The following is a 12,726-nucleotide window of genomic DNA, read 5'->3' as shown; positions in this document are numbered from 1 at the left end:
CACGGCGAGGCAGTTCGCGGGCTTGCGCCTCGCCGCCCCCTACGAAGCCGCAGTCCTCCACAGGAGATTCCCATGTTCCAATACACCGCCCGTTCCGACCTGCTGAAGGACCGCATCATCCTGGTCACCGGCGCCGGGCGCGGCATCGGCGCGGCCGCCGCCAGGACCTTCGCCGCCCATGGCGCCACCGTGCTGCTGCTGGGCAAGACCGAAGAGCACCTCAACCGGGTCTACGACGAGATCGAGAGCGCCGGGCATCCGCAGCCGGTGGTGATTCCCCTCGACCTGGAGGCCGCCCTGCCGCACCAGTACGACGAACTGGCGGCGACCATCGAGAACGAGTTCGGCCGCCTCGACGGCCTGCTCCACAACGCATCCATCCTCGGCCCGCGCACGCCGCTGGAGCAGCTTTCCGGGGATCACTTCATGCGGGTCATGCAGGTCAACGTGAACGCCATGTTCATGCTCACCAGCACCCTGCTGCCGCTGCTCAAGCTCTCCGAGGACGCCTCGGTGGTGTTCACCTCAAGCAGCGTCGGCCGCAAGGGACGCGCCTACTGGGGAGCCTATGCGGTATCCAAGTTCGCCACCGAGGGCCTGATGCAGGTGCTCGCCGACGAGGTCGACGGCACCTGCGCGGTGCGTGCCAACAGCGTCAACCCCGGCGGTACCCGCACCGACATGCGCGCCCAGGCCTATCCGGGGGAAAACCCGCTGAGCCGCCCGGGAGCGGAGGAAATCATGCCGGTCTACCTGTACCTGATGGGACCGGACAGCAAGGGGGTCAACGGCCAGGCATTCGACGCCCAGCAGGCGTCGAACATGCCCTGAACCGCCCGCCGGCCTTCTTCAGGGGCACTTGCGGCCGAATCCCGGACGCTGCCCCTCGCCGGCCGGCGGACTGCGGCGCTTGGCCGGCACCGGCCCGGGCTTGCGCGCCGGACGTTCGCCCGACTCGGCGGGCGAGCGCTCCCCGGCCGGCCGTCCCGGACGCTTGCGGACGGATTCGGCGGGGCGCTCGGCGACCGGCGTGCCGCGGCCCCGCGGAGCACGCTCCTCCTTCGGCCGGCGCGGAGCGCGGCGCTCCTGTGCCTCCGCCCCCTCGTGGGCCGGACGCAACACCCGCTCGCGTGCCCCGCCGCGCCCGACCGGCTTGGCCGACTTGCGCTGCAGGCGCTCCATCTTCTCGCGAAACCTGAGCTTCATCTCCGGCAGCGCCAGCGGCTCCAGCCCCACTTCGCGGCTGAGGATGTCCACCTCGTCCTGGGTCATCTCGCGCCAGCGGCCCATGGCCAGGTCGGACGTCATGAACACCGGACCGAAGCGCACCCGCTTCAGCCGGCTCACCACCAGCCCCTGGGACTCCCACAGGCGGCGTACCTCGCGGTTGCGTCCCTCCATCACCACGCAGTGGAACCAGTGGTTGAGGCCTTCGCCGCCGGGCGCCTCCTGGATGTCGGTGAAGCGCGCCGGGCCGTCCTCCAGCATCACGCCGCGCTTGAGGGTTTCGAGCATCTCCTCGGTGACCTCGCCACGCACGCGCACGGCGTACTCGCGATCCATTTCATAGGAAGGATGCATCAGGCGGTTGGCCAGTTCGCCGTCGGTGGTGAACAGCAGCAGACCGGTGGTATTGATGTCGAGCCGGCCGATGTTGACCCAGCGGCCCTCCTTCAGACGCGGCAGGCGGTCGAACACCGTCGGCCGGCCCTCCGGGTCGTTGCGAGTGCAGATCTCGCCGTCGGGCTTGTTGTAGATCAGCACCCGGCGCACCAGTTCGGCGCCCTCCTCGCGCCTGAGCAGGCGGCCGTCGAGGGCGATGGCGTCGTGGCGGCCGACACGCTGGCCGAGCGTGGCGACGGTCCCGTTGACCATCACCCGGCCTTCGGCGATCCGCGCCTCGATGTCGCGCCGGGAGCCGAGGCCCATGCGCGCCAGCACCTTCTGCAGCTTCTCGCCTTGGGCGGCAGGCGGGGAATTCTCTTCACGTTCGCTCATCTGGGCACCTCCCGGTGTATCGGTTCCGCTTGAATGGGGCGCACATCATACGCGCATCGCCGACAGGGCGCATCCGCCCCGCTGGCTCAGTCGAGCAGGGCCACGGCCTCGCGGGTCAGACGCTCGACGGACGCCCAGTCGCCGCGATCCATGGCCTCGGCGTCGAGCATCCAGGAACCGCCCACGCACATCACATTGGGCTGCGCCATGTACTCCCGCAGGTTGCCCGGACGGACGCCGCCGGTGGGGCAGAAACGGATGCCGGGAAAGGGCCCCGCGAAAGCCTGCAGCGCCGCCACGCCACCGCAGACCTCCGCCGGGAACAGCTTGAAGCGCCGGTAGCCCAGGCCGTGGCCGAGCATCAGGTCGGAAGCGCTGCCGGCCCCCGGCAGCAACGGCAACGGGCTTTCCAGGGCGGCCTGGAGCAATTCCGCGGTACAGCCGGGGCTGACCACGAACTGCGCGCCGGCGGCTTCGGCCTCGGCCAGCATCGTCCGATCGAGTACGGTACCGACACCGACGCACAACTGCGGCCGCTCCCGCCGCAGGGTGCGGATGGCGGTCAGGCCGTGCGACGAGCGCAGGGTGACCTCCAGGGTGCGCAGGCCGCCGGCGGCCAGAGCATCGGCCAGCGGCAGGATGTGCGCCGCCTGACGCACGGTGATCACCGGCAGGATTCGCGCCTGGGCGCAGAGACTGTCGAGGGCGGCGATCTTCTCGGCCATGGGAACGGACATGCGGGGCTCCTCGGCGCTCAGCGGCACCAGTAGATCTCGAGGGGGGAATGCAGGAAGGCGCGGATCGGCATCTGCCGGGCATCTTCTCCGGCCAGTGTGGCCCGCAGGGTGGCGAGCTTGGCGTCGCCCTGCAGTTGCAGCAGCGTCGAACGCGCCGAGGCCAGCAGGGGCAGGGTCAGCGTCAGGCGCCGGCGGGGCTCGCCGGGGGCCAGCATCGGCAGGCAACGGCGCGGACAGGCGGGATCGAGGGCCGCGTCGAGGTTCGGACTGCCGGGAAACAGCGAGGCGGTGTGACCGTCCTCGCCCATGCCCAGTACCAGCACGTCGATCGGCAGGGACAGCCCGGCCAGCGCCGCATCGGCAAGCCGCGCCGCCGCCTCGTGGGAGTCGGCCGGCTGATAGAGGCCGACGAAACGCGCCTGGACCGCCCGGCCGCGCAGCAGATGGCGCCGCACCAGGCCGGCATTGCTGTCGGGATGTCCAGGCGGCACCCAGCGCTCGTCGGCCGGGACGACCGTCAGCCGCTCCCACTCCAGCGGCTGTTCCGCCAGGCATTCGAAGAAGGCGGCCGGACTGCGCCCGCCGGACACCACCAGGGTGGCCCGGCCACGGGCCTCGATGGCCGCCTGCAGGGCCCGCGCCACCCGTTGCGCCATGGCTGTCGCGAGCGTTTCGGCATCGGCCAGTTCATGGAAGGCCAGCTCCGCTGGCCATGCGACGGAATCGATGGACATGGACAAACTCCCGTCTCAGTCCCACGGGTGAGTGCCCGGCGCAGGACATATGTTTTTTACCAGTTTATAAAAGGAACTCTCCGACTTGGCGGAAAAACTTCCGGATCATGTTGTAATAAAACTACGAGGTCCTGTAAAACAGAAAAAGCCCTTCACAAAGGACAGGGAAACCGCATGAGAAATTTCCTTGAACGGATCCAGGGGCGTCTCGGCGAGTTGAACCGGGCCGAACGCAAGGTCGCCGAGGTCATTCTGCAGGACCCGCAGCAGGTCATGGGCCTGAGCATCGCCGCTCTGGCCCAGGCGGCCGGCGTCAGCGAGCCGACCGTCAACCGCTTCTGCCGCTCCCTTGAAACCAGCGGCTACCCGGCGCTGAAGATCCAGTTGGCGCAGAGCCTGGCCAGCGGCGCCGCCTACGTCAGTCAGGCGGTGGCGGCGAGCGACGGTCCCGCCACCTACACGCGCAAGATCTTCGGCAGCACCATCGCCGCCCTCGACAATACCTGCCAGGGACTCGACCCGCAGAGCGTCGACCGGGCCGTCGACCTGCTGATCCAGGCCCGACAGATCCATTTCTTCGGCCTCGGTGCCTCGGCCTCCGTGGCCCTGGATGCGCAATACAAGTTCTTCCGCTTCAATCTCGCCGTCGCGGCGCAGAGCGACGTGCTGATGCAACGCATGCTCGCCTCGGTGGCCCACACCGGCGACCTTTTCGTGATCATTTCCTACACCGGGCGCACCCGCGAACTGGTCGAGGTGGCGTACCTGGCCCGCGAGAACGGCGCCTCGGTGCTCGGCCTGACCGCCGCCGGCTCGCCGCTGGCCCGTGCCTGCAGCCACAACCTCGATGTCCCACCGCAGGAAAACACCGACATCTACATGCCGATGACCTCGCGGATCATCCAGCTCACCGTGCTCGACGTGCTGGCCGCCGGCGTGACCCTGCGCCGCGGCACCGACCTCCAGCCGCACCTGCGCAAGATCAAGGAAAGCCTGGCGCAGACCCGCTACCCGACCGACGACGAAGTGACCGAGGAGTGAGCCCGTCTCAGGCGGGCTGGCGCTTCGCCCAGGCGTCCAGCGCCAGCCCGGCGCCCAGCAGGCCGGGCTGCTCGGCCACCGCCAGCCATACCGGGATGTCCTGCAGATAGCCGCTCATCACCCCCTTGTCGACGAAGCAGCGGGAGAAGCCGCTGTCGCGCAGGAAAGCGGCGAAATGCGGCAGGATGCCACCGGCCAGATAAACGCCGCCGCGCGCCCCCAGGGTCAGCGCATGGTTGCCGGCGACCCGTCCCAGCCAGCAGCAGAACTGCTCCAGCACCGCCATCGCGCCGGCCTCGCCGGCCAATGCCGCGGCGCTCACCGCAGCGGCCGAGTCGAGTCGCGGCTGCTGTCCGTCGAGCCTGCAACTGACGCGGTACAGCCGCAGCAGGCCGCTGCCGCAGAGCACGCTCTCCGCGGAAACGTGGCCGAGATCGCGCTGCAGCAACTGCCACAACGCCACCTCGCGCGAATTGCCGAGCGGCAGATCGACATGCCCGCCCTCGCCCGGCAGCACCCGCCAGTTTCCCGGACCATCCGGCAGCAGGGCGCTGACACCGAGCCCGGTGCCCGGCCCCAGCACCAGCCGGGGGCTGCCGACGGCAGCCTGCCCCGGCCGGATGGTCAGCCGCTCGTGCTCGGCCAGGCGGGTCATGCCGAGGGCCATGGCGGCGAAGTCGTTGATCACCAGCAACTGGCGCAGACCCAGCGCATGGGTGAGCGCCAGGCGGCCGAACCGCCAGTGATTGTTGGTCAGGCTGAACCGATCGCCATGCACGGGACCGGCACAGGCCAGGCAGGCCGTCTCCAGCGCCGCCAGCGGTAATTCCAGCGCGGCGAGGTAGGCGCGGATCGCCTCCTCGGGGCCGGGATAGTCGCCCGTGGCCAGCACTCGCAGCGCCTGCGGCCGGCCGTCCCGCCAGAGGGCGAAACGTACGTGGGTTCCGCCGATGTCGGCGATCAGGGCCAGCTTCATTCGAGCGCTCCGAGCCGCTCGGTGAACACGCAGGCGCCCTCTTCCGCCGAACTGAAGGCCGCGCGCATGAAAGCGAACAGCTCGCGGCCGCAACCGATGCCGGCATCCTCCGGGGCCGCGACGCTCTCCCGCGCCGCCCATTCCGCCTCCGGCAGCAGTACCTTCAGTTCGCCCTTTTCACCATCCACGCGGATCGGATCGCCGTCGCGCAAGCGCGCCAGCGGCCCGCCCTCCTGCGCCTCGGGACAGACATGGATGGCCGCCGGGACCTTGCCGGAAGCCCCGGACATGCGCCCGTCGGTGACCAGCGCGACACGGTAGCCACGATCCTGCAGCACCCCCAGATAAGGCGTGAGCTTGTGCAGTTCGGGCATGCCGTTGGCCTTCGGCCCCTGGAAGCGCACCACCGCCACCAGGTCGCGCTCCAGTTCGCCGGCCTGGAAGGCCGCGGCCAGTTCGGCCTGGCTGGCGAAGACCCGCGCCGGGGCCTCGACCACCCGATGCTCCGGCGCCACCGCGGAGACCTTGATCACGCCGCGCCCCAGATTGCCCTCCAGCACGCGCAGGCCGCCTTCGGCGGAGAACGGCCGGGCCACCGGGCGCAGGATGCTCTCGTCGAGGCTCTGCGCCGGGCCCTCGCGCCAGACCAGTCGCCCCTCGTCCAGAAACGGCTCCTGGGTGTAGCGGCCCAGTCCGCGCCCGAGCACGGTGTTGACGTCCTCGTGCAGCAGCCCGGCGCCGAGCAGTTCGCGGATCAGGAAAGGCGTGCCGCCGGCAGCGTGGAAGCGGTTCACGTCGTCCTGGCCATTGGGATAGACCCTGGCGATCAGCGGCACCACCTCGGACAGGTCGGCCATGTCCTGCCAGGTCAGGCGGATGCCGGCGGCCAGGGCCATGGCCGGCAGGTGCAGGCTGTGGTTGGTCGAGCCGCCGGTGGCGAGCAGCGCCACCACCGCGTTGATCGCCGCCTTCTCGTCGAAGATCTCGCACAGCGGCAGGTAGTCGCCGGCCTGCCGGGTCAGCCGCGTCGCCTGGCGGGCCGCCTCGCAGGTCAGCGCGTCGCGCAGCGGCGTGTACGGGTTGACGAAGGCGGCGCCCGGCAGATGCAGGCCGACCACGTCCATCAGCACCTGATTGGTGTTCGCCGTGCCGTAGAAGGTGCAGGTTCCGGGGCTGTGATAGGACTTCATCTCCGACTCGAGCAGTTCCGCGCGGCTGGCCTTGCCTTCGGCATAGCGCTGGCGGGTTTCCGCCTTTTCCTTGTTGGGGATGCCCGAGGGCATCGGCCCGCCCGGGACGAAGACGAACGGCAGGTGGCCGAAACGCAGCGCCCCTATCACCAGGCCGGGGACGATCTTGTCGCAGATCCCCAGGCACAGCGCCGCGTCGAACATGTTGTGGGACAGCGCCACCGCGATGGCCATGGCGATCACATCGCGGCTGGCCAGGCTCAACTCCATGCCCGCCTCGCCCTGGGTGACGCCGTCGCACATCGCCGGCACCCCGCCGGCGAACTGGCCGACCGCACCGATCTCCTGCAGCGCGGCCTTGAGGAGCGGCGGAAAGTGCTGGTAGGGCTGGTGCGCCGAGAGCATGTCGTTGTAGGCCGAGACGATCGCCACGCCGACTTCGCCGGGCAGACGCAGGCGCTGCTTGTCGGACTCGGCGCAACCGGCCACGCCATGGGCGAAGTTGGCGCAAGGCAGCCGCGCGCGCGACGGCCCCTCGGCGGCAGCGCGGCGCATCTGCTCGAGATAGCGCTCGCGAGTGGCGCGGCTGCGCTCGGTCAGCCGCTGGGTGACTTCGAGGACTCGGGGATGCATTGCGGGCTCACTCTCGCTGGCAGGTCACCCTTCATTTAGGCTCAGCGTCGGGAAATGGACAAGCCGCCCGTTCCGCCGGGGAATCGTCCGCCACCTGCTGCATGCCGCCCTCGGCCCCGGCATCCGTCTCCGGCAGGTCGTCGAAGTCGGTCTTGAGGCCCTGCTCCATGGCGTCCAGTTCGGCCAGCAGGGTGCGGAAGCTGGTCCGCTCGGCCGGTTCGGCGGCTTCGCCGGCCAACGGCGGGCCGACCGGCGGCTCCTCGCCGGCCGCACCGGCCGGCCCCGGCTCCAGGCTGCGCAGAACGGCCAGGGGCGGCAACTCGTCGAGGCTCTTCAGGTTGAAATGGTCGAGAAAGGCGCGGGTGGTGGCGAACAGCGCCGGCCGGCCGGGTACCTCGCGGTAGCCGACCACCCGAATCCACTCGCGCTCCTGCAGGGTCCTGATGATATTGCTGCTCACCGCCACGCCGCGCACTTCCTCGATCTCGCCACGGCTGATCGGCTGGCGGTAGGCGATCAGCGCCAGGGTTTCCAGCAGGGCCCGCGAGTAGCGCTGCGGCCGTTCCTCCCAGAGACGCCCGACCCAGGGCGCGAAGCGCTCGCGCACCTGCAGGCGATAGCCGGAGGCCACTTCCTTCAGCTCGAAGGCGCGCCCCTGGCAGGAGCGCGCGAGGATCGCCAGGGCGTCGCGCAGGCAGGCCGGTTCGGGCCGCTCGCCCTCCTCGAACAGTTCGCCGAGGCGCTCCAGCGACAGCGGCCGGCCGGCGGCGAGCAGCCAGGCCTCGAGCAGTACGGCCAGTTCGGCCGGATCGTTCAGGTTCATTCCGTTTCTCCCGCGGACTCGTCGCTGCGCAGGCGCACATGGATGGGCGCGAAGGGCTCGGTCTGAACCAACTCGACCAGCGATTCCTTGATCAGTTCGAGCACCGCCATGAAGGTCACCACCACGCCCAGACGACCCTCCCCGACCTGGAACAGTTGCACGAAGGGCACGAAGCCACCGCCCCGCAGGCGTTCGAGCACTTCGCTCATGCGCTCGCGGGTGGACAACGCCTCGCGGGTGACCTGGTGGCTCTCGAACAGCTCGGCGCGGCGCAGCACCTCGGCCATGGCCAGCAGCAGCTCGTCCAGGCCTACCATCGGCAGCCTGCGACGCATCTGCGCCTGCGGCGCTTCCAGCAGCGCCGGGTGCAGTTCGCGACCGACCCGGGGCAGATCGTCGAGCTCCTCGGCGGCCCGCTTGTAGCGCTCGTACTCCTGCAGGCGGCGGATCAGTTCGGCGCGCGGGTCCTCCTCTTCCTCCTCGGCCGCCACCGAACGCGGCAGTAGCATGTGCGACTTGATCTCGGCGAGCATGGCGGCCATCACCAGGTATTCGGCGGCCAGCTCCAGGCGAGCGGCCTTCATCAGCTCGACGTAGCCCATGTACTGGCGGGTTATCTCGGCCACCGGGATGTCGAGGATATCGATGTTCTGTTTGCGGATCAGGTAGAGCAACAGATCGAGCGGCCCCTCGAAGGCTTCGAGGAACACCTCCAGGGCATCCGGCGGAATGTACAGGTCCTGTGGCAGCTCGGTCAGCGCCTGCCCGTAAACCAGCGCGAAGGGGGCGCCGGCGTCCGGCATGGCGGCGGCATCGTCCGGCGCGACGCCGGCCGGTACTGGCCGGCGCAAGGCTCAGGCTTCGCCGGCGAAGGGCGCCGGATCGCCGCAACCGACGCGCAGCACCTCGGGCTCGCCCTCGAGCAGGCTGACCACGGTGGAGGCCTCCAGCGTACCGGCTCCACCGTCGACGATCAGATCGACCTGGCGTTCGAGGCGCCGGCGCATCTCCTCCGGGTCGCTCAGCGGCAGCGTCTCGCCGGGCAGGATCAGGCTGGCGCTCATCAGCGGCTCGCCGAGTTCCGCCAGCAGGGCCTGGGCGATGGGGTTGGCCGGAATGCGCAGGCCGATGGTGCGCCGCTTGGGATGCAGCATGATTCGCGGCACTTCGCGGCTGGCGTGGAGAATGAAGGTGTAGGGACCCGGGGTCCAGGTCTTGAGCAGGCGGAAGGCGCCGGTGTCGACCCGGGCGAACAGGCTCAGTTGCGAAAGGTCGCTGCACACCAGGGTGAAGTTGTGCCGGTCGTCCAGTTGCCGAAGGCGGCGGATACGCTCCAGGCCGGCCTTGTTGCCGAGCTGGCAACCGAGCGCATAGGAGGCATCGGTGGGGTAGACGATCACCCCGCCGCCGCGGACGATTTCCACCGCCTGGCGAACCAGGCGCAGTTGCGGGTTTTCCGGATGGATCTGGAAGTACTGACTCACATGAACTCCCCGTTCAGAGGACGGCGCAGTGACGGACATGGGTGAAACGCATCCAGAGCGGTGGCAGGTCGTCCGGCGGCGGGCGGTACAGGCCCAGTTCGGACCAGGTGTCGGGGGCATGGAAATCGCTGCCGGCGCTGGCCAACAGACCGAATTCGCGGACCAGGATGGCCAGGCCGCCGACCTGCTCGGCCGGCTGCAGGCCGTTGCTGACCTCCAGCGCGTGACCGCCGGCGCGGATGAAGTCGACGACCAGGCGGCGCCGCTTGCTGCGGGTGAAATCGTAGTGCCAGGGATGCGCCAGGCTGATCCAGGCACCGGCCGCGCGCAGGGTGGCGATCGCCTGCTCGAGGCTCGGCCAATACTGCTTGATGTCGCCCAGCTTGCCCGCGCCCAGCCACTTCTGGAAGGCTTGCGCGCGGTCCCGGGCATGCCCGGCGCGCACCAGGAACTCGGCGAAGTGCGGACGCGCCGGCGCGTTACCGCTGTCGCCCAGTTCGCGCTGCACCGCCCGGGCTCCCTCCAGGGCTCCGTCCATACCCTTGCCGGCCAGCCGCCGGGCGATCTCCGCGGCTCGCTGCCAGCGTCCCTCCTGCAACTCGGCCAGGGCCCGGCGCAGCGCTGGCGCCTCGCTGGAAAAGGCATAGCCGAGCACGTGCACGGTGGTCCCACCCCACAGCGCGGACAGCTCGATACCGTTGATCAGCTCGATGTCCAGCCCGGCACTGGCGGCCTGTGCCTCGGGAAGCCCGTCCAGGGTGTCGTGGTCGGTCAGCGCCAGCAGCCGAACGCCGCGCCCATGGGCGCGGCAGACCACCTCGGCGGGACTCAATGCCCCGTCGGAAGCGGTGCTGTGGCAGTGCAGATCCACCTTCATGGCGCTGGCTTTCGCGGCTGTCGAGGTTTGTTATTATGCCGGCACATCCCGCGTCTGGCTGCCACAGTGAAACAATTCATCGATTTCATTCCGCTGATTCTCTTTTTCATCGTCTACAAGCTGGAGCCCCGGATCGTCGAACTGGCCGGTCACAGCTTCACCTTCGGCGGCATCTTCAGCGCCACCGCAGTCCTGATCCTCGCCTCGCTGCTGGTTTACGGCACTCTGTTCCTGATCCAGCGACGACTGGAAAAGGGCCAGTGGATCACCCTCCTCGCCTGCCTGGTGTTCGGCGGCATGACCCTGACCTTCCAGAGCGAGACCTTCCTCAAGTGGAAGGCGCCGGTGGTCAACTGGTTGTTCGCCCTGGGCTTCGCCGCCAGCCACTTCATCGGCGACCGCCCGCTGATCCAGCGCATCCTGGGACACGCGGTCAGCCTGCCGGCGCCGCTGTGGACGCGTCTGAATCTCGCCTGGGTGGCGTTCTTCGTCTTCAGCGGCTGCGCCAACCTGTTCGTCGCCTTCACCTTCCATGAGTTCTGGGTCGACTTCAAAGTGTTCGGCAGCCTGGGCATGACCGTCCTGTTCCTGGTCGGCCAGGGGGTCTTCCTCGCCCGCCACATGCACGAACACAGCACCGAATCCGCAGCCAAATCCAAGGACTGACATGCTCTACGCCATTATCGCCACCGACGTGGCAAACTCCCTGGACAAGCGCCTGGGCGCTCGTCCCGCCCATCTCGCCCGTCTGCAGCAACTGAAGCAGGAAGGCCGCCTGGTGCTGGCCGGCCCGCACCCCGCCGTGGACAGCTCCGATCCCGGCCCCGCCGGCTTCAGCGGCAGCCTGGTGGTCGCCGAGTTCGAATCCCTGGAGGCCGCCCGCGCCTGGGCCGATGCCGATCCCTATTGCGCCGCCGGCGTGTATGCCGAGGTCAGGGTCAAACCCTTCAACAAGGTCCTGCCCTGACCCCGCACCCCCATGAGCGAACTACTGCTGATCGACGACGACTGCGAGCTGTGCGAGCTGCTGGGCAGTTGGCTGACCCAGGAAGGCTTCCAGGTGCGCGCCTGCCATGATGGCCAGGCCGCTCGCGGCGCCCTCGCCGAAAAGACTCCGGACGTCGTGGTGCTGGATGTGATGCTGCCCGACGGCTCCGGCCTGGAACTGCTCAAGCAGTTGCGCGGCAACTTCCCGGATCTGCCGGTGCTGATGCTCTCCGCCCGAGGCGAGCCGCTCGACCGCATCCTCGGCCTGGAACTCGGCGCGGACGACTATCTGGCCAAACCCTGCGACCCGCGCGAGTTGACCGCCCGCCTGCGCGCCGTGCTGCGCCGCAGCCAGCCGCCGGCGACCTCCAGCCAGTTGGAACTGGGCGATCTATGCTTCAGCACGGTGCGCGGAGTGGTCGACATCGCGGGGCACGAGGTCGCTCTCACCGCCTCCGAGAGCCGCCTGCTCGAAGCCCTGCTGCGCCAGCCCGGCGAGCCGGTGGACAAGCAGACCCTGGCGCAACTGGCCCTCGGCCGCAAACTGACCCTCTACGACCGCAGCCTGGACATGCACGTCAGCAACCTGCGCAAGAAGCTCGGTCCCCACCCCGACGGCAGCCCGCGCATCCTCGCCCTGCGCAGCAGGGGCTACTACTACAGCGCCTGAAGGTACCTTTACCCAGCCTTTACCCTCGCCTGACTCCACCTGACCGTGCTTTCCCTAGACTGAAGTCGTCCGGCAAACAAGCCGATTCCGCACCGAGGAGACATATCATGCGCAAGACCCTTTCCATGCTGCTGCTCGCCGCCGCCCTGCCCGCCGCCGCGCTCGCCGCCGAACCGGGCCATCCGCCCTGCGCCATGGAGCCCGGCCATCACCAGCACAAAGGCCGGGAAGGCATGCACGGGATGATGGGCCCCGAGCACGGACTCAAGCTGACCGACGAACAACGCAAGGCCGTGTTCGAAGCCCGCAAGGAGGCTACCAAGGAGAAGCGCGAGATCACCCAGCGCTACCTGGACAAGCTGTCCGAGGCCGACAAGGAAGCGATGAAGAAAGAATTGCAGGCGAGCCGCGAGAAAGCCGACAAGGCTTTCCGCGACCAGTTGACCCCGGAACAGCAGAAAGCCTTCGACGAGCGCAAGGCCGAGCAGGAGAAGCGCCGCGCCGAGTGGGAAGAGTTCCGCAAGTGGAAGGCCGAGAAGGAAGGCAAGCCGCAATAAATCCACCCAGCCGGGTCGC

Annotated in this window: 15 protein-coding genes; 6 read left to right on the top strand and 9 right to left on the bottom strand. The window is 69.1% G+C overall.

Going from position 1 to position 12,726, the window contains the following annotated elements:
* The first annotated feature begins 72 nt into the window (after positions 1-72).
* Entirely contained in the window at positions 73-831 is a 759-nt protein-coding gene (locus AVCA_RS07170; RefSeq protein WP_012700205.1) for a YciK family oxidoreductase, read from the top strand.
* An 18-nt stretch (positions 832-849) separates the two neighbouring features.
* Here the strand turns inward: AVCA_RS07170 and rluB are convergent, their stop codons facing one another.
* The 3 genes from rluB to pgl all read right to left on the bottom strand — a co-directional run bounded on the left by rluB (position 850) and on the right by pgl (position 3,469).
* Complete coding sequence (rluB, locus tag AVCA_RS07165; protein ID WP_012700204.1) at positions 850-1,998, bottom strand: 23S rRNA pseudouridine(2605) synthase RluB; 1,149 nt, start codon at positions 1,996-1,998, stop codon at positions 850-852.
* An 86-nt stretch (positions 1,999-2,084) separates the two neighbouring features.
* The gene (locus AVCA_RS07160) at positions 2,085-2,723 is read right to left on the bottom strand and encodes a bifunctional 4-hydroxy-2-oxoglutarate aldolase/2-dehydro-3-deoxy-phosphogluconate aldolase (protein ID WP_012700203.1); all 639 of its coding nucleotides are present in this window, start codon (positions 2,721-2,723) and stop codon (positions 2,085-2,087) included.
* Between the two features lie 29 nt (positions 2,724-2,752).
* The gene (gene pgl / locus AVCA_RS07155) at positions 2,753-3,469 is read right to left on the bottom strand and encodes a 6-phosphogluconolactonase (protein ID WP_012700202.1); all 717 of its coding nucleotides are present in this window, start codon (positions 3,467-3,469) and stop codon (positions 2,753-2,755) included.
* Between the two features lie 174 nt (positions 3,470-3,643).
* On the opposite strand from pgl, the gene AVCA_RS07150 reads away from it, so the two are divergent.
* A complete protein-coding gene (locus AVCA_RS07150) occupies positions 3,644-4,510 on the top strand; it encodes a MurR/RpiR family transcriptional regulator (RefSeq protein WP_012700201.1) in 867 nt (288 codons plus the stop codon).
* Between the two features lie 7 nt (positions 4,511-4,517).
* Here the strand turns inward: AVCA_RS07150 and AVCA_RS07145 are convergent, their stop codons facing one another.
* Genes AVCA_RS07145 through AVCA_RS07120 form a run of 6 tightly spaced genes read right to left on the bottom strand, consistent with a single transcriptional unit; the run spans position 4,518 to position 10,493 of the window.
* Positions 4,518-5,486: a glucokinase gene (locus AVCA_RS07145; protein WP_012700200.1), complete on the bottom strand. Its 969-nt coding sequence runs from the start codon at positions 5,484-5,486 to the stop codon at positions 4,518-4,520.
* The gene (gene edd / locus AVCA_RS07140; RefSeq protein WP_012700199.1) at positions 5,483-7,309 is read right to left on the bottom strand and encodes a phosphogluconate dehydratase; all 1,827 of its coding nucleotides are present in this window, start codon (positions 7,307-7,309) and stop codon (positions 5,483-5,485) included. Before edd ends, AVCA_RS07145 begins: the two co-directional genes overlap by 4 nt.
* Before the next feature lie 31 nt (positions 7,310-7,340).
* A complete protein-coding gene (gene scpB, locus AVCA_RS07135) occupies positions 7,341-8,132 on the bottom strand; it encodes an SMC-Scp complex subunit ScpB (protein ID WP_012700198.1) in 792 nt (263 codons plus the stop codon).
* Complete coding sequence (locus AVCA_RS07130; RefSeq protein WP_050764373.1) at positions 8,129-8,935, bottom strand: segregation and condensation protein A; 807 nt, start codon at positions 8,933-8,935, stop codon at positions 8,129-8,131. The genes scpB and AVCA_RS07130 overlap by 4 nt, the downstream gene beginning before the upstream one ends.
* 51 nt (positions 8,936-8,986) lie before the next feature.
* Positions 8,987-9,616, bottom strand: coding sequence for an L-threonylcarbamoyladenylate synthase (locus AVCA_RS07125; protein WP_012700196.1), 630 nt, complete (start codon positions 9,614-9,616; stop codon positions 8,987-8,989).
* A gap of 13 nt (positions 9,617-9,629) precedes the next feature.
* Positions 9,630-10,493 carry a PHP domain-containing protein gene (locus tag AVCA_RS07120; protein WP_012700195.1) on the bottom strand — a complete coding sequence of 288 codons (864 nt, stop codon included), beginning with the start codon at positions 10,491-10,493 and terminating at the stop codon, positions 9,630-9,632.
* A 66-nt stretch (positions 10,494-10,559) separates the two neighbouring features.
* Between AVCA_RS07120 and AVCA_RS07115 the strand changes: the two genes are divergently transcribed.
* From AVCA_RS07115 to AVCA_RS07100, 4 genes are all read left to right on the top strand, one after another.
* Complete coding sequence (locus tag AVCA_RS07115; protein WP_012700194.1) at positions 10,560-11,159, top strand: septation protein A; 600 nt, start codon at positions 10,560-10,562, stop codon at positions 11,157-11,159.
* A gap of 1 nt (position 11,160) precedes the next feature.
* The gene (locus tag AVCA_RS07110) at positions 11,161-11,460 is read left to right on the top strand and encodes a YciI family protein (RefSeq protein WP_012700193.1); all 300 of its coding nucleotides are present in this window, start codon (positions 11,161-11,163) and stop codon (positions 11,458-11,460) included.
* 12 nt (positions 11,461-11,472) lie between these two features.
* A complete protein-coding gene (locus tag AVCA_RS07105) occupies positions 11,473-12,150 on the top strand; it encodes a response regulator transcription factor (RefSeq protein ID WP_012700192.1) in 678 nt (225 codons plus the stop codon).
* A gap of 107 nt (positions 12,151-12,257) precedes the next feature.
* A complete protein-coding gene (locus AVCA_RS07100) occupies positions 12,258-12,707 on the top strand; it encodes a Spy/CpxP family protein refolding chaperone (RefSeq protein ID WP_012700191.1) in 450 nt (149 codons plus the stop codon).
* The last annotated feature ends 19 nt before the right edge of the window (positions 12,708-12,726 follow it).

This window comes from Azotobacter vinelandii CA (assembly GCF_000380335.1).
Classification (GTDB): Bacteria; Pseudomonadota; Gammaproteobacteria; order Pseudomonadales; family Pseudomonadaceae; genus Azotobacter; species Azotobacter vinelandii.
Note: the sequence above shows the minus strand (reverse complement) of the source record. Positions and strands in the feature narration are given on the sequence as shown.